General features: G+C 61.9%; 21 protein-coding genes. 2 read left to right on the top strand and 19 right to left on the bottom strand.

Annotated elements, in window-relative coordinates:
• Positions 1-97 precede the first annotated feature (97 nt).
• The 13 genes from FBR05_06520 to FBR05_06460 form a co-directional block, all read right to left on the bottom strand.
• Positions 98-1,597, bottom strand: coding sequence for an NADH-quinone oxidoreductase subunit N (locus FBR05_06520; GenBank protein ID MDL1871842.1), 1,500 nt, complete (start codon positions 1,595-1,597; stop codon positions 98-100).
• Positions 1,594-3,105, bottom strand: coding sequence for an NADH-quinone oxidoreductase subunit M (locus tag FBR05_06515; GenBank protein MDL1871841.1), 1,512 nt, complete (start codon positions 3,103-3,105; stop codon positions 1,594-1,596). Before FBR05_06515 ends, FBR05_06520 begins: the two co-directional genes overlap by 4 nt.
• Complete coding sequence (gene nuoL, locus FBR05_06510; GenBank protein MDL1871840.1) at positions 3,106-5,016, bottom strand: NADH-quinone oxidoreductase subunit L; 1,911 nt, start codon at positions 5,014-5,016, stop codon at positions 3,106-3,108.
• A gap of 4 nt (positions 5,017-5,020) precedes the next feature.
• Positions 5,021-5,338 (bottom strand): NADH-quinone oxidoreductase subunit NuoK, encoded by a 318-nt coding sequence (gene nuoK, locus FBR05_06505; protein ID MDL1871839.1) that lies wholly within the window; start codon positions 5,336-5,338, stop codon positions 5,021-5,023.
• A gap of 6 nt (positions 5,339-5,344) precedes the next feature.
• Entirely contained in the window at positions 5,345-5,845 is a 501-nt protein-coding gene (locus FBR05_06500; protein ID MDL1871838.1) for an NADH-quinone oxidoreductase subunit J, read from the bottom strand.
• A 10-nt stretch (positions 5,846-5,855) separates the two neighbouring features.
• Positions 5,856-7,103, bottom strand: coding sequence for an NADH-quinone oxidoreductase subunit H (locus FBR05_06495; GenBank protein ID MDL1871837.1), 1,248 nt, complete (start codon positions 7,101-7,103; stop codon positions 5,856-5,858).
• Between the two features lie 28 nt (positions 7,104-7,131).
• The gene (locus tag FBR05_06490) at positions 7,132-8,628 is read right to left on the bottom strand and encodes a 2Fe-2S iron-sulfur cluster binding domain-containing protein (protein MDL1871836.1); all 1,497 of its coding nucleotides are present in this window, start codon (positions 8,626-8,628) and stop codon (positions 7,132-7,134) included.
• A gap of 71 nt (positions 8,629-8,699) precedes the next feature.
• Positions 8,700-9,944 (bottom strand): NADH-quinone oxidoreductase subunit NuoF, encoded by a 1,245-nt coding sequence (gene nuoF, locus FBR05_06485; protein MDL1871835.1) that lies wholly within the window; start codon positions 9,942-9,944, stop codon positions 8,700-8,702.
• A gap of 73 nt (positions 9,945-10,017) precedes the next feature.
• Positions 10,018-10,491, bottom strand: a complete 474-nt coding sequence (nuoE, locus tag FBR05_06480; protein ID MDL1871834.1) for an NADH-quinone oxidoreductase subunit NuoE — start codon at positions 10,489-10,491, stop codon at positions 10,018-10,020.
• A gap of 134 nt (positions 10,492-10,625) precedes the next feature.
• Entirely contained in the window at positions 10,626-11,825 is a 1,200-nt protein-coding gene (locus FBR05_06475) for an NADH-quinone oxidoreductase subunit D (GenBank protein ID MDL1871833.1), read from the bottom strand.
• On the bottom strand, positions 11,822-12,283 hold the full coding sequence (locus FBR05_06470; protein ID MDL1871832.1) for an NADH-quinone oxidoreductase subunit C: 462 nt from the start codon (positions 12,281-12,283) through the stop codon (positions 11,822-11,824). The genes FBR05_06475 and FBR05_06470 overlap by 4 nt, the downstream gene beginning before the upstream one ends.
• A gap of 67 nt (positions 12,284-12,350) precedes the next feature.
• Complete coding sequence (locus FBR05_06465) at positions 12,351-12,881, bottom strand: NADH-quinone oxidoreductase subunit B (protein ID MDL1871831.1); 531 nt, start codon at positions 12,879-12,881, stop codon at positions 12,351-12,353.
• Positions 12,882-12,907: 26 nt separating this feature from the next.
• A complete protein-coding gene (locus FBR05_06460; GenBank protein ID MDL1871830.1) occupies positions 12,908-13,291 on the bottom strand; it encodes an NADH-quinone oxidoreductase subunit A in 384 nt (127 codons plus the stop codon).
• 177 nt (positions 13,292-13,468) lie between these two features.
• On the opposite strand from FBR05_06460, the gene FBR05_06455 reads away from it, so the two are divergent.
• The gene (locus tag FBR05_06455) at positions 13,469-13,900 is read left to right on the top strand and encodes a hypothetical protein (protein MDL1871829.1); all 432 of its coding nucleotides are present in this window, start codon (positions 13,469-13,471) and stop codon (positions 13,898-13,900) included.
• Positions 13,901-14,234: 334 nt separating this feature from the next.
• The gene (locus FBR05_06450) at positions 14,235-15,287 is read left to right on the top strand and encodes a Fic family protein (protein ID MDL1871828.1); all 1,053 of its coding nucleotides are present in this window, start codon (positions 14,235-14,237) and stop codon (positions 15,285-15,287) included.
• A gap of 21 nt (positions 15,288-15,308) precedes the next feature.
• On the opposite strand, the gene FBR05_06445 is transcribed toward FBR05_06450, so the two are convergent.
• The 6 genes from FBR05_06445 to FBR05_06420 all read right to left on the bottom strand — a co-directional run.
• A complete protein-coding gene (locus FBR05_06445) occupies positions 15,309-16,796 on the bottom strand; it encodes an NADH-quinone oxidoreductase subunit N (protein ID MDL1871827.1) in 1,488 nt (495 codons plus the stop codon).
• A gap of 7 nt (positions 16,797-16,803) precedes the next feature.
• Complete coding sequence (locus tag FBR05_06440) at positions 16,804-18,309, bottom strand: NADH-quinone oxidoreductase subunit M (protein MDL1871826.1); 1,506 nt, start codon at positions 18,307-18,309, stop codon at positions 16,804-16,806.
• A gap of 25 nt (positions 18,310-18,334) precedes the next feature.
• A complete protein-coding gene (nuoL, locus tag FBR05_06435; protein MDL1871825.1) occupies positions 18,335-20,503 on the bottom strand; it encodes an NADH-quinone oxidoreductase subunit L in 2,169 nt (722 codons plus the stop codon).
• Positions 20,500-20,805, bottom strand: a complete 306-nt coding sequence (nuoK, locus tag FBR05_06430; GenBank protein ID MDL1871824.1) for an NADH-quinone oxidoreductase subunit NuoK — start codon at positions 20,803-20,805, stop codon at positions 20,500-20,502. Before nuoK (FBR05_06430) ends, nuoL (FBR05_06435) begins: the two co-directional genes overlap by 4 nt.
• Complete coding sequence (locus FBR05_06425; protein MDL1871823.1) at positions 20,802-21,302, bottom strand: NADH-quinone oxidoreductase subunit J; 501 nt, start codon at positions 21,300-21,302, stop codon at positions 20,802-20,804. The genes nuoK (FBR05_06430) and FBR05_06425 overlap by 4 nt, the downstream gene beginning before the upstream one ends.
• A gap of 256 nt (positions 21,303-21,558) precedes the next feature.
• On the bottom strand, positions 21,559-21,792 hold a 234-nt coding region (locus FBR05_06420), incomplete at its 5' end, for an NADH-quinone oxidoreductase subunit I (GenBank protein MDL1871822.1).

The following is a 21,792-nucleotide window of genomic DNA, read 5'->3' as shown; positions in this document are numbered from 1 at the left end:
AAAGCCCTTGTCGCAAAAACGGAGATCGACCGCCGGGGCCATTATCAACAAAACTCATTGAATTAATTAATGTTTTTAATCGGTCCCAAGGATAAGTCTAAGGCCCCGGGGTAAAGCCGCCCAGGGAAGTCGGGCTCGCGGAAATCATCCGGGTCGTGCGCGTGATCTGCAGCGCCGCCTTCGGAAACACCCCCAGATAAAACACCCCCGCGATCATCAAGGCGAGCAGCAGCTTGAGACTCGGCGCCGTGCGCGGCGCCTGCAGCGCCTTTTCCTTGGAGTGGAAATACATCCGCACGATCGGCCCCAGGTAATAGTACAAAGAGATCGCGCTGGCCAGGATGCCGCCGATCGCCAGGGGATAGAGACCCACCTCGACGGCCTGGCTGAAGAGATAGTACTTCGCCAAAAATCCCGCCGTCGGCGGGACGCCGGCCAGCGAGATCAAGAAGACGCTCAAGGCCGCCGCCAGAGCCGGGTGTCTCTCGCTCAGGCCGTCGAGCTGCTGGATCTCGTTGACCTCTTCCCCGCGGCTGGAAAGCACGCTCAGCACCGCGAAGACGCCCAAGGTGAGCAGGCTGTAGACCATCAGGTAGAAGAGGATAGGACTTAAGGCCTCGCCGCGAAAACCGCCCGCACCCAGCAGGGTCGCGACGCCCAAGAGCAGGTAGCCCGCGTGGGCGATCGAGCTGTAGGCCATGATGCGCTTCAGGTGACGCTGCCGCAGGGCGACCAGGTTGCCGACGAGCATCGTCGCGAAGGAGAGCATCACGACCCAGCGCTGCAAGGGCAGCTCGGCCTGGGGCAGGAGGGCCTGGACCGCGCGGACCAGGGCGCCGAAGGCCGCGACCTTCACCCCCGTCGCCATAAAGCCGGTGACCGGCATCGGCGCGCCGTCATAGGCGTCGGGCGCCCAAAAGTGGAAGGGCACCGCGCCCACCTTGAAGGCGAAGCCCAAGAGGATCAAGAGCGCCCCCAGCTTGAAGATCGTCCCCATCCCGGGATCGGCGAAGACCTGCGGGAGACGCGCCAGGTCCAAGGTGCCGGTCGCGCCATAGAGGAAGGAAATCCCCAGCAAGAGAAAGGCGGTGGCCACCGAGCCCAGCAGGAAATACTTGAAGGCCGCCTCCCCCGAGCGCGGATCGTAGCGCCGCAGGCCCGCCAGCGCGTAGAGCGAGAGGCTCATGATCTCGAGGCCCAGGACGAAGACCAAGAGCTGCGTCGTCATCACCATCGTGACCATCCCGAAGGCGGAGAAGAGCAGCAGCGAGAAAAACTCGGGAATGGCCTCGGACTGGGAGAGCCAATAAGGATAGGCGATCAGGACGGTCGCAAAGCCGATCAACGAGATCAGAATGCCGAGAAACAGGGAGAAGGGATCGACGACCAAGAGATCCAAGGCCTGCGTATGCCCCAATTCCCATTGATAATAGAAGCCCTGCGCGCTGAGTAGGAAGGTCACGGCCGCCAGGACCGCGGTCAGCCTAGCCTGGTGCCGCGCCGGAAAGACCGCCGTGAACAGCGAGGCCAGCGAGCCGATCAGTAAAGTCAAGGCGGGCCAGGCGGCATCCCAAAGTTGTCCGACGTCGAGGGTCATCGCGGCAGGCCTCCTCCCACTTGGATCTTGGCGGCCGATTCGACCCGCTGCAAGAGGGCCTCGGTGGCCGGCTCGATCTTTTGCAAGAAGTAATTCGGCTTCACGCCCATCCACACGATCAGGATCAGGAGCGGCAGCAGGCAAAGCACCTCGCGCTTGCCCAGGTCCTTCAGCCCTTCCATGTGCTTATTCTTGACCGGACCGAAGAAGACCCGCTCCACCATCCACAGCATGTAGACCGCCGCGAAGATCACCGACAGGGTCGAGATCATCGCCGCCCGGGGCAGGACGCTGAAGCTGCCGGAGAGGATCAGGAACTCGCCGACGAAGCCGTTGGTCCCCGGCAGGGCGATGGACGAGAAGGTGACGATCAAAAAGATGACCGTGAAGACCGGCACCAGCTTGGCGATGCCGCCGTAGTCGACGATCTTGCGGGTGTGCGTCCGGTCGTAGATCATCCCCACCAGGAGGAAGAGCGCCCCGGTGGATACGCCGTGGTTGAGCATCTGGTAGACCGCCCCCGTCACCGCCTGGGGCGTGAGCGCCATCAGTCCCAGCATGACGAAGCCCAGGTGCGAGACCGAGGAGTAGGCCACGAGCTTCTTAATATCCTTCTGCACCATCGCGACCAGGGCCCCGTAGACGATGCCGATCACCGCCAGCATCACCAAGAGCGGCCGCGCCGCCTCCAACCCCTCGGGGAAAAGCGGCATGGCGAAGCGCACGAAGCCGTAGGTCCCCATCTTGAGCAGGACCCCCGCCAGGATCACGCTGCCCGCGGTGGGCGCCTCGACGTGGGCGTCGGGCAGCCAAGTGTGCAGCGGGAACATCGGCACCTTGATCGCGAAGGAGAGCGCGAAGGCGGAGAAGAGGATGAGCTGGGTCTTGGCGTTCAGGCTCAGCTCCAACCAGCGGTCCAGGGAGAAGCTGCCGCCGGCCTGATAATAGAGGTAGATCATCGCCAGCAGCATCAGGACCGAGCCAACCATCGTGAAGAGGAAGAACTTGATCGCCGCATAGATGCGCCGCTGCCCGCCGTAGATCCCGATCAGGAAGTACATCGGGATCAGCATGGCCTCCCAAAAGATATAGAAGAGGAAGACGTCGAGGGCGCAGAAGGCCCCGATCATCCCGGCCTCGAGGGTGAGCAGGAAGAAATAGTATTTCTTTTGCTGCTCCGCGATCGAGCCCATCGAGAAGAGCACGGTCAGCGGCATCAACAGGGTGGTGAGCAGGATCAGCCAAAGGGAGAAACCGTCGATCCCGACATGGTAGGCGATGCCCAATTCCGGCAGCCAGCCGTAGCGCTCGGCGAAGCGGTAACCCGCCGCGTCGCCGTAGTGATAGACCAGGTGCAAGGAAAGGGCGAAGGTGGCCAGGCTCACCAAGAGGGCCCAGGCGCGGATCAGCCCCGTCTTTTCCTTGGGAAAGAGCAAGACTCCCGCCCCGCCAAGCAGCGGGACCGCGATGAGCAGGCTCAAGATGTGGGAGCCGATCCAGGCCGTCATTTAGCGCACCACCATGAAGAAGATGAACCCGCCCACGCCGAGCAGGAAGTAAAAGACGTAGTTGTTGGCCAGGCCGCCCTGCAGGACGCTGACCAGGCTGCCCATCCAGGAGGCGAAGCGCGCCGAGCCGTTGACCAAGAGGCCGTCGATCAGGCCCTGGTCCATGTCCTGCGCGAGGAAACGATCGCTGAAGGCGCGGATGGGCCGCACGATCGCGAAATCGTAAAACTCGTCGACGTAGAACTTCTCGCGCAGCAGGCGATAAAGAAAGCGCGACTTCTCCGCCAGGGTCTTCGGCAGATTCGGAAACTTGAGGTAGAGCAGCGTCGCCAACAGGGCCGAGGCCGCCGCCAGGGCCGCGGAGGCGAAGGCCAGGTTGCGCTCGAGGACCTCGGCGCCGGCCTCCGCCGCGTGCGCCTCCAGGCCCAGCCAAGTCGCGATCCAGTTGTGCCCGCCCAGGGCGTGCGGCACGCCCAGGAAGCCCCCCGCCGCCGAGAGGATCGCCAAGACGATCAAGACCGAGGTCATGCTGAAGGGCGACTCGTGCAGGTGGTGTTTGGCGTGCTCCGTCAGGCGTTCCTTCCCGAGGAAGGTCAGGGTGAAGAGCCTAAACATATAGAAGCTGGTCAGGGCCGCGGTGATCATCCCCAGGATCCAGAGATTCGTGTGGCCGCGGTGGTAGGCCTGCCAGAGGATCTCGTCCTTCGAGAAGAAGCCCGCAAAGGGAGGGATGCCCGCGATCGCCAGGGTGGCGACGAGGAAGGTGGCGAAGGTGATCGGCATCGCCTTGCGCAGGCCGCCCATCTTTTGGATGTCCTGCTCGCCGCTCAGGGCGTGGATCACCGAGCCGGAGCCCAGGAAGAGGCAGGCCTTGAAGAAGGCGTGGGTCATGACGTGGAAAATCCCCGCGCTGTAGGCCCCGACGCCGACGGCCAGGAACATATAGCCCAGCTGCGAGACGGTCGAATAGGCCAGGACCTTCTTGATGTCGTTCTGCACCAGGCCGATCAGGGCCGCGAAGAGCGCGGTGCAGGCGCCCACCGTCGCGACGATTTCGAGAGTCTGCGGCGCCAGGTCGAAGAGGAAGAAGAGCCTCGCGACCATGTAGACGCCGGCCGTGACCATGGTGGCCGCGTGGATCAGGGCCGAGACCGGCGTCGGGCCGGCCATCGCGTCGGGCAGCCAGACGTAGAGCGGGATCTGGGCCGACTTGCCGGTGGCGCCGATGAAGAGAAAAAGGCAGATCAGCGGGGCGACCGTGGCCAGGGCCGGGGCGTACTGCTTGAGGACGCCGAAGTTGAGAATGGGCATCGCGTGCGGGAGCTGCGGCACCAAGGTCGCCAGGATCATGAAGATCCCGATCAAAAAGCCGAAGTCGCCGATGCGGTTGACGACGAAGGCCTTCTTCCCGGCGTAGGCCTTGACCGGGTCCTCGAACCAGAAGCCGATCAAAAGATAAGAGCAGAGCCCCACGCCCTCCCAGCCGACGAAGAGCAAAAGCAGGTCGTCGGCCAAGACCAGGATCAGCATCGCGGTCAAAAACAGGTTGAGATAGGCGAAGTAGCGGGCGTAGCCGGGATCGCCCTTCATGTAGCCGACGGAATAGAGGTGAATCAGGCTGCCGACGCCGCTGACGATCAGGACCATGATCGTGGAGAGGCGGTCGAGGGCGAGGCTGGCCTCGATTTGCAAGTTGCCGACGGCGATCCAGCTGAAGAGGTTCTCGCCGAGCGGCTTCTCGGCGCCCTTCAGGAAGGGAAGGCCCAAATATAAGGCGACAGCGAAGGCGGCGGTCGGCAGCAGGACGCCGATCAGGCTGACCAGGGCCTCGTCCGCGGGCTTGCCGCGCCGGGCGGCGCGCAGGGCCAGGGCCCCGTTGATCAGGGCGCCCAGCAGCGGAAACAGGATGATGTAACTAAGACGCACGCGTTTCGTCCCTCAAGGTGTTGAGCGCCGTGGTCTGCACCGTGGCGCGGCGGCGGAAGACCAAGACGACGATGGCCAGGCCCACGGCGGCCTCGGCCGCGGCCAGCACGATCACGAAAAACACCGCCAGCTGTCCGTCGACGTTGCCCCAATGCCGCGCGAAGGCGACGAAGGAGAGGTTCACGGCGTTCAGCATCAGCTCGATCGACATGAAGATGATCAAGGCGTTGCGGCGCAGCACGACCCCGGCGAAGCCCAGCACGAACAGGGCGGCGGATAAAACCAGGTAGTGATGGATCGTGATCATTCGTCTCTACAACTTCCGTTTCGCCAACAGGACCGCGCCGATCAGGGCGACGGTCAACAGGATCCCCGCCAGCTCGAAGGGGATCACATAGCTCGTAAACAACTCCCGCCCCAGCCCATAGACCGAGCCGAAACCCTCGGGCAGGACCGCGACGCCCAGCTTGGGGCGCGTCACCAGGTAGCCCAGGGAAAGAAAGAGGCCCAGGCTGACCAGGCCCAAGAGAAACTTTCCGCCCAGGCCGTAGCCGCGCTCGTGCAACTCGCTGTCTTCCAGGTTGAGCAGCATGATGATGAAAATGAACAGCACCAGGATGGCCCCGGCGTAGGTCAAGACCTGGATGACGCCCAAAAAGTCCGCCTGCAGGGTCACGAAGAGCCCCGCGAGCGAGATCAGGGTCACGACCAGCGAGAGGGCCGAGTACACGGGATGGCGGAAGCTGATCACCCCGGTGGCGGAGATCACCGCCAGGGCGGCCAAGGCGTAAAATAAGATCGTGAAGCCGTTCATGAATTCGCTCTTACCACCAAAGGTAAATCCCCGCCGTCACCACCACGTTCAGCAAGGCCAGGGGCAGCATCACCCTCCAGCCCAGGTTCATCAGCTGGTCGTAGCGGAAGCGCGGCAGGGTCCAACGTACCCAGATAAAGACCCAGCAGAAAAACAAAATCTTCAGCAAAAAGGCGCCGAACTGGAAGGCCGCCGCGGCGACCTGCGAGCCGGTCTCGCCCAAGGCCAGCGGCCCCAGCAGAACCTGCCCCACCACCAGCGCCATCCCGACCAAGATCGCCGGGATGCCAAGCACCTTGGTCTCGCGGTCGCGGGCGTCGTGATAGACGACCTTTGGCTTGCGGCGCGCCAAAAACCAGCCCGCCAGGATCGAGAAGACCCCGATGCCTAAGACCGAATAATAGAGGATGGGCGTCGCGTGGGCCCGCAGCGCCTCGGTGGAGACGAAGGGCACCTGCCAGCCGCCGAAGAAGAGCGTCGCCATCAGGGCCGAGGCGACGATCATGTTGGCGTACTCGGCCATGAAGAAAAGCGCAAACTTCAGCGAACTGTACTCGACGTGGTAGCCGGCGACCAACTCGGCCTCGGCCTCGGGCAGGTCGAAGGGCAGGCGGTTGGTCTCGGCGAAGGCGGAGACGACGAAGAGGATGCAGCCCAGCGGCTGGCGGATCGCGTTCCAGGAGAGCGGATTGGCGCCCTGGTTTTGGACGATGGCGTTCAGCTCGAGGCTCCCGGCCAGGATCAGGACGCCCACCACCGAGAGGCCCAAGGTCAATTCGTAGGAGATCATCTGCGCCGAGGAGCGCAGCCCGCCCAAGAGGGAGTACTTGTTGTTGCTCCCCCAGCCCGCCAGCATGATCCCGTAGACGCCCATCGAGGCGATCGCGAAGAGGTAGAGGATGCCGACGTTGAGGTCGACGGCCTGCAGGGTGAAGAGGCCCCCCTTCCAATCGAGCGGCGCGGCCCAGGGGATGACGGCGAAGGTCATGCAGGCCACGGCCATCGCGAGGAAGGGCGCCAGGGTGTAGACGAACTTGTTCACCTGGCTGGGGACGATGTCCTCCTTGAAGACCAGCTTCACCACGTCCGCCAGGCTGTGGATCAAGCCGCCCAGGCGCAGGCCCAGGATGGAGGCGCGGTTGGGCCCGCGGCGGTCCTGGATGTAGGCGGCCCCCTTGCGCTCGAGCCAGATCAGGAAGGGCAGGATCTGCATGATCACAAGGAAGGGGATTAGGATTTTTAAAATAATCGTTAGCATTTACGGTGAGGGCAAGAATGGGCCCGCCCTACAAGACCTTTCCGGAGGTTCCCAGGTCCGCGTACTTCAAACCAAAAGACTCTTCCAACAGGCGCTCCGCGCCCGCGATCTTCAAATCCCTGTCCATCGCCCGGGCGATCTCGGCAATCCACTGCCAAGCAGGCTTGATCGCCCCTTCCGGCTCCAGGGCCTTGTCGAATTTCTGCACCCGGTTTTGGAAGTTGGTGAAGCTCCCCTCCTGCTCCGCGAAGGTCGCGGCCGGCAGAATCACGTCGGCGTAGTCGGCGGTCTCGCTTTGGTTGCTGGCGAGCAGCACCAAAAGCAGCGGCTCTTCCGATTTCAGCCGCGCCAAGTCGGACTTGCCCAGGCCTTCCAGGGCCACCACCACCTTGGCCTGGGTCCCGCCGCGGAAGGGCTGAAAGCCCAGCCGCTCGACACCCGCGCGGTTGGGGTTCTTGTCGGCCTTCATCAAAAAGTCGTCGGCGTAAGGGTTGTCGACCTCGTGGGCGGAGTACTGCAGGTCCTTCACGCCCAGGGCCTCGGCCAATTTTTTGAGCGCCGCGTTGTTCTCGTTGGACTCGTAGGCCGAACCGACGAAGACCGCGTCCTCGGGCGCCAGACGCTGCAAGGCGCCCGCGATTTCGGCCAAGGCGCTCGCCGCGGGGACGCCCTCGACCTTGTCGCCCTCGTGGACGCTGGGGCGGTAGAGGCGGCCCTCGTTGATAAAGTCGTAGGAAAGCCGCCCCTCGTCGCAGGTCCAGCACTGGTTGACCGCCTCGTTCTCCCGAGGCAGGTAGCGGTAGACCTTGCCGTCATGGTGGTTGATCTGGATATTGCAGCCGGTGGAGCAGCCCGTGCAGATCGAGGGCGTGCTCTTCAGGAACCACACGCGGCACTGGAAGCGGAAGGGCTTGCTGGTCAGCGCCCCGACCGGGCAGATGTCGACGGTGTTGAGCGAATACTTGTTGTCGAGCTGCTTGCCGGGGAAGGTGGTCAGGGTCGAGCGGTCGCCGCGCTGGGTGACGCAGAGGTCGCCCGTCTTGGTGACCTCGTCGCAGAAGCGCACGCAGCGCGTACAAAGGATGCAGCGCTCGTCGTCGAGCATGACGTAGGGACCCAAGTCGACCTTCTTCGGCTTCTTGACCTTCTGCTCGCGGAAGTTGGAGTCCGTAAGCGTGTGGCTCATGTAATACTGTTGCAGCTTGCACTCGCCCGCCTGGTCGCAGACGGGGCAATCGATCGGGTGGTTGATCAAAATAAATTCGAGGACATTCTTTTGCAGGGCCTTGACCTTCTCGGTCTGGGTGTGGACGACCATGCCCTCGGTCGCAACGGTGTTGCAGGAGATCGCCGGCTTGGGCATCTTCTCGATGTCGACCAGGCACATGCGGCAGTTGCCGGCGACGCTCAACTTGGGATGATAGCAGAAATGCGGAATCTCGATGCCGTGCTGGCGCGCAGCCTCGAAGACGCTGGTGCCATCTTTGACCGTGATTTGTTTCCCGTCGATCGTGATATTCGGCATAGGTTCCGTAGGGGCGAACCTTGTGTTCGCCCTCCCTGCAGAGACGAAGAGGTCGAACACAAGGTTCGCCCCTACATCTTTATATAAGCTTCAAACTCTTTCCGGAATTTCTTCAAATAACTCTGAATCGGCATCGCCAGCGCGTCGGCCAGGACGCAGATCGTCTTACCCATCATGTGGTCCGCGTTTTTCTCGAGCTGCTCGAGATCGCCGGGACGCCCCTCCCCCGCCAGCATGCGCTTCAGGATCTTGTGCGACCAGCCCGTGCCCTCGCGGCAGGGGCTGCACTGCCCGCAGGACTCGTGGGAGTAGAAGTGCGCTAAATTGGTCAGGGCCTTCACCATATCGACCGTCTCGTCCATGACGATGACGCCGCCCGAGCCGAGCATCGAGCCCTTGGCCGCCAAGGCCTCGTAGTCCAGCGTGACCTCCTCGGCCTCGGCAGCGGTGAGGACGGGCACCGAGGACCCTCCGGGGATGACGGCCTTGAGCGCCTTGCCGTCCCGCATCCCGCCGCAATCCTCATAGATCAATTTCTTCAGCGGATAACCCAGCGGCACCTCGTAATTGCCCGGGCGCTGCACGTGGCCACTGACGCTGAACAGCTTGGTGCCGGGGCTCTTCTCGGTGCCGAATTTGCGGTAGCCCGCCGCGCCCTGCTCGAGGATGTAAGGCAGGGCCGCGATGGTCTCGACGTTGTTGATGACCGTCGGGCAACCGAAGAGCCCGACCACCGCCGGAAAGGGCGGCTTGAGCCGCGGCATCCCGCGCTTGCCCTCCAGCGACTCCATCAGCGCGGTCTCCTCGCCGCAGATGTAGGCGCCGGCGCCGCGGTGAACAAAGACGTCCAGGTCGTAGCCGCTGCCTTGGATGTTCTTTCCCAGGTAGCCCTTGGCATAGGCCTCCTGCACCGCCGCCTCGATGCGACGGTAGGGAAAGACGAACTCCCCGCGGATGTAGATATAGGCCGTGTGGGCGCGGATCGCAAAGCAGCAGATGATAATGCCCTCGATCAGGCGATGCGGGTCGAGCTCGAGGATGTAGCGGTCCTTGAAGGTCCCCGGCTCGCTCTCGTCGGCGTTGACGCAGAGGTATTTCGGCTTGGGGTTGTCCTGGGGCACGAAGCTCCACTTCATGCCGGTCGGGAAGCCCGCCCCACCGCGGCCGCGCAGGCCGGACTGCTTCACCTCTTCCACCACGTCCTTGGGCTGCATGGCGAAGAGCTTCTTCAGCGTGCCGTAGCCGCCCGTCGACTCGTAGACCGGGAGGGTGTGGGAGTCTTTCAGGCCGAAATTTTTGGTCAGGATCTTTTCCATTCTTTTGGGGCGAACCTCGTGTTCGCCCTCCCCGTCCGTGCTCGGGGGCGAACACGAGGTTCGCCCCTACAAATCATTTTAAGGACGCGATCAGCGCATCCAATTTCTCCACCGTTAAATTCTCGTGATAATCGTCGTTCAGCTGCAGCATCGGCCCGGTCCCGCAGGAGCCCAGGCACTCGACCTCGGTCAGCGTGTAGCGCCCGTCGGCGCTGGTCTCGCCCAGCTTGACGCCGAGCTTCTTCTGGAGGTGCTCCGTGACGCTCTCCGCGCCCACCAGCTGGCAGGGCAAGGTGCGGCAGACCTGGAAGTGGTATTTTCCCACCGGCTTCAGGTTGAACATCGTGTAGAAGGTCGCCACCTCGTAGACCTTCGCCGCGGAGAGGCCCAAGAGGCCGCCGACGTACTCCATCGCCTCGTGCGAGATCCAACCGGCCTGGCGCTGCACCAGCCACAGGGCCGGGAGCATGGCGGCGCGCTTGACGGGATACCGTTTTAAGATCTCCTCGAACTGGCGCTTGTGCTCGCTTGTAAATTCAAAAGCCATATACGGATTCAAGTACCTAAGTGCCTAAGTGTCCAAGTGCCTAAGTTTCTTTCGCCTAAGCCCCTATATTCGCGGGTTCCGCACCTAAAAACTTAGACACTTAGGCACTCAGACACTTCGACACTTATTTATATCTACCTATCCAACTCTCCGGCGATGATGTTCAAATTTCCCAAAATCGCGATCGCGTCCGCCAGCATCTTCCCCTCGACCATCTTCGGATAGGCCTGGAAGATGGGAAAGCAGGGCGGCCGGCACTTCACGCGGTAGGGCGTGCCGCTGCCGTCGCTCACGATGTAAAAGCCCAGCTCCCCGTTGGCCGCCTCGGTGTAGCTGTAGACCTCGCCCGCCGGCGGGCGGATGCCTTCGTAGATCAGCTTGAAGTGGTTCATCAGGGCCTCGATGTTGGTGTAGACCTCGACCTTGGGCGGCAGGGCCACCCGCTTGTCGTCGGTCATGACCGGGCCCGGCTTGAGGCGCTCCATCGCCTGCTCGATGATCCGGGCGCTCTGCCGCATCTCCTCGAAGCGCACCATGATGCGGTCGTAGCAGTCGCCGTGCTCGCCGACCACCAGCTCGAAGTCGTAGGTCTCGTAGCCGTAGTAGGGCTGGGCCTTGCGCAGGTCCAGGGCCACGCCGGTCGCGCGCAGGCAGGGGCCGGTGAAGCCGTGCTGGATCGCGTCTTCCTTGCCGATGGGGCCGACGCCCACGGTGCGGTTGAGGAAGATCTTGTTGGTATTGAGCAGGCCGGTGACGTCTTGGACGGCCTTGTGCAGGTCTTTCAGGCAGGCCTTCATCTCGTCGGCGAAGCCGGGATAGAGGTCGCGCATCAGGCCGCCGATCCGGGTGTAGGCGGTGGTCAGGCGCGCGCCGCAGAGCTTCTCGATGATGTTGTAGAACTTCTCGCGGGCGTTGAAATAATACCAAAAGTTGGTCAGGGCCCCGATGTCGACCAGGTTGGTGCCCACGCAGACCAGGTGGTCGATGATGCGGTTCATCTCGCAGACGATGACGCGGATCGTCTGCGCGCGCTCGGGGATCTCGAGGCCCAGCAGTTCCTCCACCGCCTTGCAGTAACCGACGTTGTTCATCATCGCGCTGACGTAGTTGAGGCGGTCGGTGTAGGGAATGACTTGCGTCCAGGTGCTGTTTTCGGCGTGCTTCTCGAAACCGCGGTGCAGGTAGCCGAACTCGGCGGCCGCGCGCTTGATCGTCTCGCCGTCCATCTCGCAGAACAGGCGCAGCGTCCCGTGCATGGTGGGGTGCGAGGGGCCGAGGTTTAAGTACACCGGCTTCGGCTTGAGGGCATCGGTTTTCTCGGCGGCGACGCTCACAGGCTCTCCTCGATCTTGGGGATCTTCTGCCGGCGCTCGGTCGGGTAGTCCTTGCGCAGCGGATGGCCCTCGAACTCCTCGAAGAGCAGGATGCGCTTCAGGTTGGGATGGCCCTCGAATTTGATCCCGTACATGTCCCAGACCTCGCGCTCCGCCCAGTCGGCGCTGGCCCAGAGGCCGACCATGCTGGGGAGGCTCTCACCCTCGTCCACCCGCACCTTGACGCGGAGGCGGTGGTTGGTGGCCGAGGAATATAGGAGATAGACCACCTCGAAGCGCGGCTTCTGCCCCAGGTAGTCCACACCGACGACGTCCATCAGGAAGTCGAAGCGAAGCCGCGGGTCCTCCTTGCAGGCCTTGAGCACCTTGCGGAGGTTTTCGCGGCGCACCTGGGCGACCACCTGCCCTCGCTCGAGGGAGGCTTCGGGACTGATGGATTGTATCGCTTCGAGGACCATTTGCTTCGGGGCTCGTGCTCGTCGCCCCGTCCTTGCTATGGGGCGAACGAGAGGTCCGCCCCGACGTTCATACCGTCGGCACCTTCGAGGAATATAAAATTTCCGGCGCCGCGCGCTTCACATCTTTGGCCACCTCGCCCCGCGCCTGGGCGTCGATCTTCTCTTGCAGCTTCACGATGGACAACAGGATCTGTTCGGGCCGCGGCGGGCAGCCTGGCACGTAGACGTCGACCGGGATCACTTCGTCGATGCCCTGCAACACCGCGTAGTTGTCGTAAAACCCTCCGCAGGTGGCGCAGGCGCCGACCGCGATCACGTACTTGGGCTCGCACATCTGCTCGTAGATCTTCTTTAAAATCGCCGCCTGCTTGTAGTTGATCGTCCCCAGCACCAAGAGCAGATCGGACTGCCGCGGGGAAAACCGCACCAGCTCGGCGCCGAAGCGCGAGATGTCGAAGACCGCCGAGACCGCGCCCATGAACTCGATCGCGCAGCAGGCCGTGCCGAAGGGCATGGGCCAGAGGCTGTACTTCCGCCCCCAGGCGATCACCTCGCTCAGCTTGGTGGTCAATATGTTGTTTTCTCCGGTCGCGGCCATGACGAAGGACAACCTTTAGACAAAACCTATTTTTCCCAATCCAGGGCCCCCCGCTTCCATTCGTAGAGGAGGCCCAGGCCCAAGATCAAGAGGAAGAGGCCCATCGCCCCGAAGGCGAAAAGCCCGGTCCCCGCGGCCTTGAATTCTTTCAGCAAGACCGCCCAGGGAAAGAGGAACACCACCTCGACGTCGAAGAGCAGGAAGATCATCGCGACGAGGAAAAACTTCACCGAGAAGCGATTGCGCGCGTCGCCGGTCGGCGGAACCCCGCACTCGTAGACGTCCAGCTTGCTCGCGGTCGGTTTTTTGGGCCCGAAACTGGCGGAGAGGACGAGAAAGGCCCCGGCGAAGCCCAATCCCAGCAGCAGGACGAAGAGCAGGGGCAGATAGGAATGAAAGGGGACTTCCATAAGGATTTTAAGTAGTTCCGGGCCTTCGCCTATTGCAGCCCTCCCCCGAAGTCAAGGTTAAACCGGGGCAAAATATCGTTGGAAAGGCCGCAAATTTCGCTCGGCAAAGCCCTGAGGCTTCCTTACACTAAGTCCCTGTTTTTAGCCAAAAATCTCTTTTAAAGAAAGGGGATCCCCATGAAGCGGTCCTTCAGCCTGGCCTTAAGCCTCTTGGCCCTTGCGACCCTCGCCCTCACCTTCACCTCCGAGGCCCAGGCCTTGGTCTGCGCCCCCGGCGACAAGGCCGAGGTCCTATGGAAGGGACGTTGGTACCCCGCCACGGTCCGGCAGGCCAAGGGCAACAGCTGCTACATTCATTACGACGGCTACAACAACTCTTGGGATGAATGGGTCGGGCCGGGGCGCATCCGCGTCCTCGGCGGCTCTCCCGCCGCCGTCTTCGTCCCCGGCGCCTTCCAGGTGGGGGATCCGGTCTCGGTGCTCTGGGGGGACAAGTGGTGGCCAGCGCGGGTCCTCAAGAAGAAGGGCGACCGCTTGTTCATCCACTATGACGGCTATGGAAATAATTGGAACGAGTGGGTTGGGCCAAATCGGTACCGGGCGCCTTAAGTTTTTAGACATCTCCGATTTTACGCGTTCCTGGGGTGTCTTTGCCCGCTTCCCCCCGCCCGGGGATACCCTCGGAACGGGTTTCGGGAAGCCCCTCACCCTGAAGCCTGGATGACAGGGGCTTCCCGACCTTTGGCCCGCCCGGCTTGAGGTCGGGCCAAAAAAGTGAAGAGGGTATCCCCGGGCGGGGGGAAGCTACCTCTGTAAACGATTATTTTAGGCAAAGATTGGGGAAGCCCAACGATGGATTGCTGATAAATTGATTTTATTAGGCTATTTTATAGCATAATTTATAGATTGATTTCTATTTATGACATAATTATTAGTATACTTAATGGAAGGCCTCTTAAAATCTCCCCTAATTCCCGAGGTCCTGCAATTCGTTCAAAAAGTCACCCAGTTTCGCACGGAATGGAAGACCCAAGCCGACACAGAGCGAGACTTCTATGCCTCTCTTCAGAAGACGGTGATCATCACCTCCGCGGGCGCCTCGACTCGCATTGAAGGGGCCAAGCTCTCCGACGAAGAGATCCTAAAGCGGCTTTCGGGGCTCAAGATTCGAACCATACGCGACCGCGACGAGGCGGAGGTCGCCGGGTACATCGATTGCAAAAAATATATCTTCGACCATCATCAGGATCTCACCCTCACGGAACACACGATTCGCTCCCTTCACCAAATGATGATGGCCTATCTTCCGGAATCCATCTTCCCGCTGAATCAGCGGGGCACCTATAAAAACATCGCCAATTCGGTGATTCGCATCGACCACGAAACCGGCGAACAAGAAACCCTGTTTGAAACAACCCCGCCGGGCCCCCAGACGGAGGCCGCCATGCGGGAGTTAGTTCGAGATTACGAGGAATATATTCAAAATCCGAACTATGCCGACCTCGAGGTCGTTGCCGCATTCATCGTCTCCTTTTTAGCCATCCACCCCTTTCGCGACGGAAACGGAAGGATCAGCCGCCTTTTGACGGACCTCTGTCTGCTGAAATCGGGATATGACTTCTGCATGTACTCCTCGAACGAAAAGATCATCGAAGACAGCAAGGAACAATATTACATCGCCCTTCGCCAAACACAGGCCACGTTAAAAACCCAACCTGACTTGAATCCGTGGTTTCTATACTTCCTGAAGGTGCTGGATAAGCAAACGCAATTCTTGCGCGACAAGATCAAACCCAAAGCGCCGGGGACGCTGACTAAGTTGGAGCAACAGGTCTTCGACCTGATCCGGGACCATCAACCAGTCAGCATTGGATTTTTGGAAAGGGAATCCAAGATCAAACGAGTGACATTGAAAAGCATTCTAGCGAGATTGAAAGAGAGAGGTCAGCTCGTCATGGTCGGGGAACGTAAGACGGCTCATTACCGATTAAAATAAAGTGAGAGGCGTCTCCCGAATTTAGAGCAGCAAATCCGCGGAAGATTGGGAGATGTAGGCCAACGACTTCCAGAACAGCCCGAAGACCAGCGTCGCCGCGGCGAGGCCCAGCAGGACCTGCGAGAGGCCGCGCGAGCTGGCCGCCAGCGTGCGCTCGTCGGCGGGATCGTCGAAGAACATGAACTTGGCGACGCGGGCGTAGTAGTAAAGGCTGACGACGCTGTTGAGGACGCCGATCAGGGCCAGGACGTAGAGCTTGGCCTCGAGGACCGCCGCGAAGAGATAGAATTTGCCGACGAAGCCGATGAAGGGCGGCAGGCCGGTCAGCGAGAAGAGGAACATCGCCATCGCCAGCGAGACGAAGAGCGCCCAGCGGCCGCGCTTGGCCAGGCCCTTGAACCCTTCGATGTCCTCGGTGCCCAGCTCGTTCTGCACCAGGATCGCGACGCCGAAGGCGCCGAAATTCATGATCAAGTAGGTGATCAGGTAGAACAGGACGGCCTGGATGCCCTGGACGTTCATCGCCGCCGCGGCCATCAGCATGTAGCCGGCGTGGGCGATGGAGGAATAGGCGAGGAACCGTTTGATGTTCTTCTGCTGGATCGCCAGCAGATTGCCCAAGACCATCGTCGCGATCGCGAAGAGCGAGAGCAGGTCCGAGATGTCCAAGAACTTGAGCGGGATGAACTCGCCGCCCTGCGGCTGGGTCAGCGCCGTGTAGATGAAGCGCAGGACGATCGCGAAGCCGGCGGCCTTCGGGCCCACCGAGAGGAAGGCGGTGACCGGGGTCGGGGCGCCCTCGTAGACGTCCGGTGCCCACATGTGGAAGGGCACCGCCGAGATCTTGTAGCCGAAGCCGGCGAAGGCCATCAGCAGGCCGACGAAGAGGGTCGCGCGCTCGGCGGGGTTGGCCTCGAGAAAGTGGCGGATCTGGATGGCATCGAGGGTGCCGGTCACGCCGAAGATCAGCGAGAGCCCGTAGATCATGATGCCGCTCGCCGTCGCCCCGTACAGCACGTACTTGAGCGCCGCCTCGGCGCTCTTCCGCGAGTTGGGCAGATAGCCGACCATGATGTAGGAGAGGATGCTGACCAGTTCCATCGCCAAGTAGATCATCAGCAGATTGTTGGAAGCGGCCAGCATGGGCATACCGATCACGATGCCGAGCAGGATGGCCCAGTACTCCGCCCTCGCCTCGGCGAGCTCCTTCGCCTTGAGGCTGAAGTAGATCGTCACCAGGCCCGCGACGGCGCCGAAGATGCGGAAGAAATTGGTGAAGGGGTCGATCACGATCATGCCGTGAAAGGCGGCCGCCTTCGGGAAGTCCCAGGAGTAGACCGTCAGGCCGATGTAGCCCACCAGGCCCAGGGCCGCCAGGACGGGCGCCAGCAGACGCTTCTCGCTCCAGGCCTTCGGCAGGTCGACCAGGAAGATCAAGACGAAAACCGCCGTGAGCAGAAACTCGGGGAGGAAATACCAGAGGCTGGCGATGTTATCTAAGGATTGCATGAGGCGATCACAGTCCCAATACCGAGGCGACCTTGGCGCCGTAGGGCACCAGGGCTTCGTTGATTCCCTTCAAGGACACCGACATCATGTTGATCACGGGCTTCGGGTAGACGCCCAGGATCAAGACGATGACCGCCAAGGGCAGCAGGCAGAGGGCCTCGCGGCGGTTGATGTCCGGATAATCCTTGTACTTCTCGTTGAGCGGTCCCAGGAAGACCCGCTGCAAGGTCCACAGCATGTAAGCCGCGGTCAAGACCACGCTGGTCACCGCGATCGCGGTCAGCATCGGCCAATTCTTGAAGGAGCCCAGGAAGACCAGGGCCTCGCTGATGAAGCCGGAAAGACCGGGCAGGCCCAAGGCCGCGAAGAAGGCGATGGTCGTCCACACCGCGTACTTGGGCATCGCGGTGGCCAGGCCGCCGAAGCCGTTGATGTCGCGGTGGTGGGCGCGGTCGTAGATGATGCCGACGATCAAGAACAGCATGGCGGTGATCGTGCCGTGGTTGAACATCTGCAGCACGCCGCCGGTGATGCCCTCGGCGGTGAAGCTGGCGATGCCCAAAAGCACGAAGCCCATGTGGCTGACCGAGGAGTAGGCGATCAGCTTTTTGAAGTCCTTCTGCGCCATCGCGCAGAGCGCGCCGTAAATGATGTTGATCACGCCCAGGACGGCGATCCACTTGACCAACTCGACCGTGATGTCGGGGAAGAGCTGGTAGTTGAAGCGCAGCATGCCGTAGGTTCCCAGCTTCAGCAGGATGCCGGCCAGGATGACCGAAATCGCCGTCGGCGCCTCGACGTGGGCGTCCGGCAGCCAGGTATGGAACGGAAAGACCGGCACCTTGATCGCGAAGGCGATGAAGAGCCCCACCCAGCAGGCCATGCGGACGCCGTGGGCGCTCAGGGGCCCGGCGTGCAGCTTGAGATCTTGCAGGGCGATCAGGTTGAAGGTGTTGCCCTCGCTGTAGAGGTAGAAGGCGATCATCACCAAGAGCATCAGGACCGACCCGGCCAAGGTGTAGAGAAAGAACTTGATCGCCGCATACTCGCGGCGCGGCCCGCCCCAGATGCCGATCAGGAAGTACATCGGGAGCAGCATGATTTCCCAGAAGATGAAGAAGAGGAAGAAGTCGAGGGCCAGGAAGGTGCCCATCATGCCTGTCTCGAGCAGAAGGAAGAGCGTGAAATAACCCTTCACCTGCTTCTCGATGTTGAAGCTGGCGACGATGCAGATGGTACTGATGAGCGCGGTCAGGATGACCATGGTCACCGAGATGCCGTCCACGCCCATGAAATATTGGATGTTGAAGGGCTTGATCCAGTCGATGGGACCCTCGGCGAATTGGATGGCCTTGGTGGTGCGGTCGAACTCGAGGTAGAGCTTCACGGCCAGCCCCAGCGCCGGCAGGGTCGCGAGCAGCGCCACCCATTTGACGAGGCTCTCCTTGGCCTTCGGGATGAGGGCGATCACCGGGATCCCCAGCAGGGGAGTGAAGGTCAGCAAGGTCAAAATCGGAAAGTTCGGCATACCTTATCCTTTAAAACAATTTCCAAATCATCAGCACCAGGACGCCCGCCATCGCGGCGTAGAGGTAGTTTTGGATGCGTCCGGTTTGAATCTTGCGCAGCTGCCCGCCGGCGGCGATCGTCGTGTCGCTCACCAGGTTGACCAGGCCGTCGACGAAGGTCTTGTCGAAGAAGCCCGAGATGGTCGAGAGGGCGCGGGTGCACTTGCCCAGGAAATTCACGAAGCCGTCGATCACCACCTGGTCGAAGGTCGCCAGAATGTCGTTGAGGGCCAGCAGGGGCTTCACGACGAGGGCCTGGTAGATCTCGTCGACGTAATACTTGTTGAGGACCAGCTTGTAGAGCCGCGGGTACTTCTCGACGAAGCGCCGCGGGATTTCCTGGCGCTTGGTATAGAGGTTGATCGCCAGGAAGATCGAGAGTCCGGCCACCGTCACCGAGAGGGCCATCAGGAAGTACTCGACGGCGTGCACCTCGTGGTGGGCCGCGGCCGCGCCGTGCGCGCCGGCGAAGACGGGCTGAAGCCAGTGTTCGAAGAAGTTGGGGATGTGCGCGAAGTGCCCCAAGGCGTAGGGGATGCCGATCAGGCCGCCGACCACCGAGAGGAAGGCCAGGACCACCAGGGCGAAGAGCATCGACTTGGGCGACTCGTGCGGGTGGTGGGCGTGGTGGCCGTGCGCGTCGTGGGCGTCATGCGCGTCGTGCGGCTCTTCCTCGTCGTCGTGGTGCAGGTCGTGGGCCGCGGCCTCGGCCGCGGGGATCTCGTGGGCCCGCGCGCCCAGCTCGCCGAAGAAGGTCATCGAAACCGCGCGGAACATATAGAAGGCCGTCCCCATCGCGCCCAGGAGTCCCAGCCCCCAAAGCACGTAGTACCAGGGCTGGGCGCCGCCGCGCTCGAAGGCCTTCCAGAGGATCTCGTCCTTGCTGAAGAAACCCGCGAAGGGGAAGATCCCCGCGATCGCGATCGTCGCCAAAAGGAAGGTCCAGTAGGTGACCGGCATGTACTTGCGCAGCCCGCCCATGCGCCGCATGTCCTGCTCGTGGTGCATGCCCAGGATGACCGAGCCCGAACCGAGGAAGAGGCAGGCCTTGAAGAAGGCATGGGTCATCAGGTGGAAGATGCCGGTGACGTAGGCCCCGGTGCCCATGCCGAGAAACATGTAGCCCAGCTGCGAGACCGTCGAATAGGCCAGGACCTTCTTGATGTCGTTCTGCGCGAAGCCGATCGTGGCCGCGAAGATCGCGGTCAGCGCCCCGACGGTGGCGACGACGATCAGGGCCTCGGGCGCCAGGGTGTAGACGAAGTTCATCCGGCCGATCATGTAGATGCCGGCGGTGACCATGGTGGCCGCGTGGATCAGGGCCGAGACCGGCGTCGGGCCGGCCATGGCGTCGGGCAACCAAACATACAGCGGGATCTGCGCCGACTTGCCGGTGGCGCCGATGAAGAGCAGGATGCCGACCACGACCAGGACCGGAAAGCCGGCGAACTGGACGTTCTGCAGGCTGTGGACGTGCTGGCCGATTTCCTTGAAGCTGACCGTCGCGTGCCCCTCGCTGAACAGGGCCCAGAACAAGAGCGCCACGCCGACCATGAAGGCGAAGTCGCCGATGCGGTTGACGACGAAGGCCTTCATCCCCGCCACCGCGTTGGGCGTGTGGGTGTACCAGAAGCCGATCAACAAATAAGAGCAGAGACCCACGCCCTCCCAGCCGATGAAGAGCATGAAGATGTTGTCGCCCATCACCAGGAGGAGCATCGCGAAGCAGAACAGGTTGAGATAGGTGAAGAAGCGCGGGTAGCTCGGGTCTTCCGCCATGTAGCCCGTCGAGTAGACGTGGATCAGGAAGCCGACGCCGGTGATGATCAGCATCATGACCGAGCTCAAGGGGTCGATCAGGAAGGCCGCGTCGGCCTTCAGGTTGCCGGAGGCGAGCCAGGTATATAGGTAGCGCGTGACCGAGCGCTCCTCGGCCGGCAGCCCCATCAAGTTATAGAAGACGCCGACCGCGAAGACGAAGGCGACGAAGATGGCCAGGCAGGCGATGAAGCCGGAGAATTTTTTCGACTTGGCGTAGGGCAGGCCCAGAAAAATCCCCAGGCCGTTGATCAGGAAGCCCACCAGGGGGGCCAAAGGGATCACCCAGGAATATTGTAGAAAGAAAGGCAGCAAGCTCATCCCCTCATCTCATCGACGGAGGTCGCGTCGATCGTGTTGAAATTGCGGAAGATCATCAGGCCGATCGCCAGCGCCACCGCGGCCTCGGCGGCGGCCAGGACGATGACGAAGAGCGCGTAAACCGAGCCCTCGACGACCTTGTTGCCGAAGTAGCCGAAGGCGACCATGTTGAGGGCGGCGGCGTTGAGCACGAGCTCGGTGCCCAGCAGGATGCCCAGGGCGTTGCGGCGGGTGACCACCGTGTAGATCCCCAGTGCGAAGACGATGGCGCCGACCATCAGGAAGTGCTGGAGGGTGATCATTTGACCTCCCGGCGCGCGGCGGCCACGGCGCCCACCAGGGCGGCCAAGAGCAGGATCGAGATCAGCTCGAAGGGCAGCAGGTATTCTTTCAAGAGGGTCTGGCCGATGGCGGCGGTGGTCGGCTGGGCCTGGGGCGCCTCGACGACGAACCAGGTGGTGCCGTAGATCAGCTTGCCCAAGAGGAGCAGCAGGAGCAGCAAGGCCGGAACGGCGATCTTCACCGAGATCATCGGGTTGGAGAGCTTCACGTCGCCGATGCCGGCGGTCATGAGGACGGCGAAGAGGTAGAGCACCAAAATGCCGCCGACGTAGACCAGGATTTGGATGATGCCGACGAAGTCGGCGCCCAAGAGGATCATCAGGCCCGCGATGCCGGCGAAGGCGCCCAGCAGGGAAAAGGCCGAGTAGACCAGGTTCCGCGAGAAGGCGATCAGGGCGCAGGCCGTGATCGTGAGGGCCGAGAGGCCGGTGAAGACTAGGGGTTCGATAGGGCTCATTTTGGGTATCGGCTCAAATTTCTTAATTAAAACAACTACCTGCTGTGTCCGGCTAGAATATCGGGCGGACGCTAATTACGTAGGCTAGGCTCCCAAGTCAAGCGGAACGGCCACCTTGCGGGAGGCCGTTAAAATCCTAAACTTTCGCATCGTCGCAAGCCCCGTTGGGGCCGTTCGCGAACGGCCCCGACAGAGGCCGCTAAAACCGCGATTTCAGAAATTTTTTGTCGAAGGCGGCAGAAAAACCTACAGAAACCTAATTCAGGGTCGTCCCCTCCGGCGCCGCCTCGGCCGCGCCGCCCTCTTCCGCCTTCGCCCCCTCCTCGCCCTTGTCCTTCTTCGGCGGCTTGTAGGGCACCACGTAATCGCCCTCCGGCACGAAGTGCGAGACCATCTCCTCCAGCGAGTAGGAGGCGCGCTCGAACTCAGGCACGAAGTGGATGGCCCCCGTCGGACAGGGCTCGGTGCAGAGCCCGCAGTACATGCACTT

The organism is Deltaproteobacteria bacterium PRO3, assembly GCA_030263375.1.
GTDB lineage: Bacteria > UBA10199 > UBA10199 > DSSB01 > DSSB01 > DSSB01.
The sequence above is the reverse complement of the archived record's forward strand: the minus strand, read 5'-3'. Positions and strand labels throughout refer to the sequence as shown.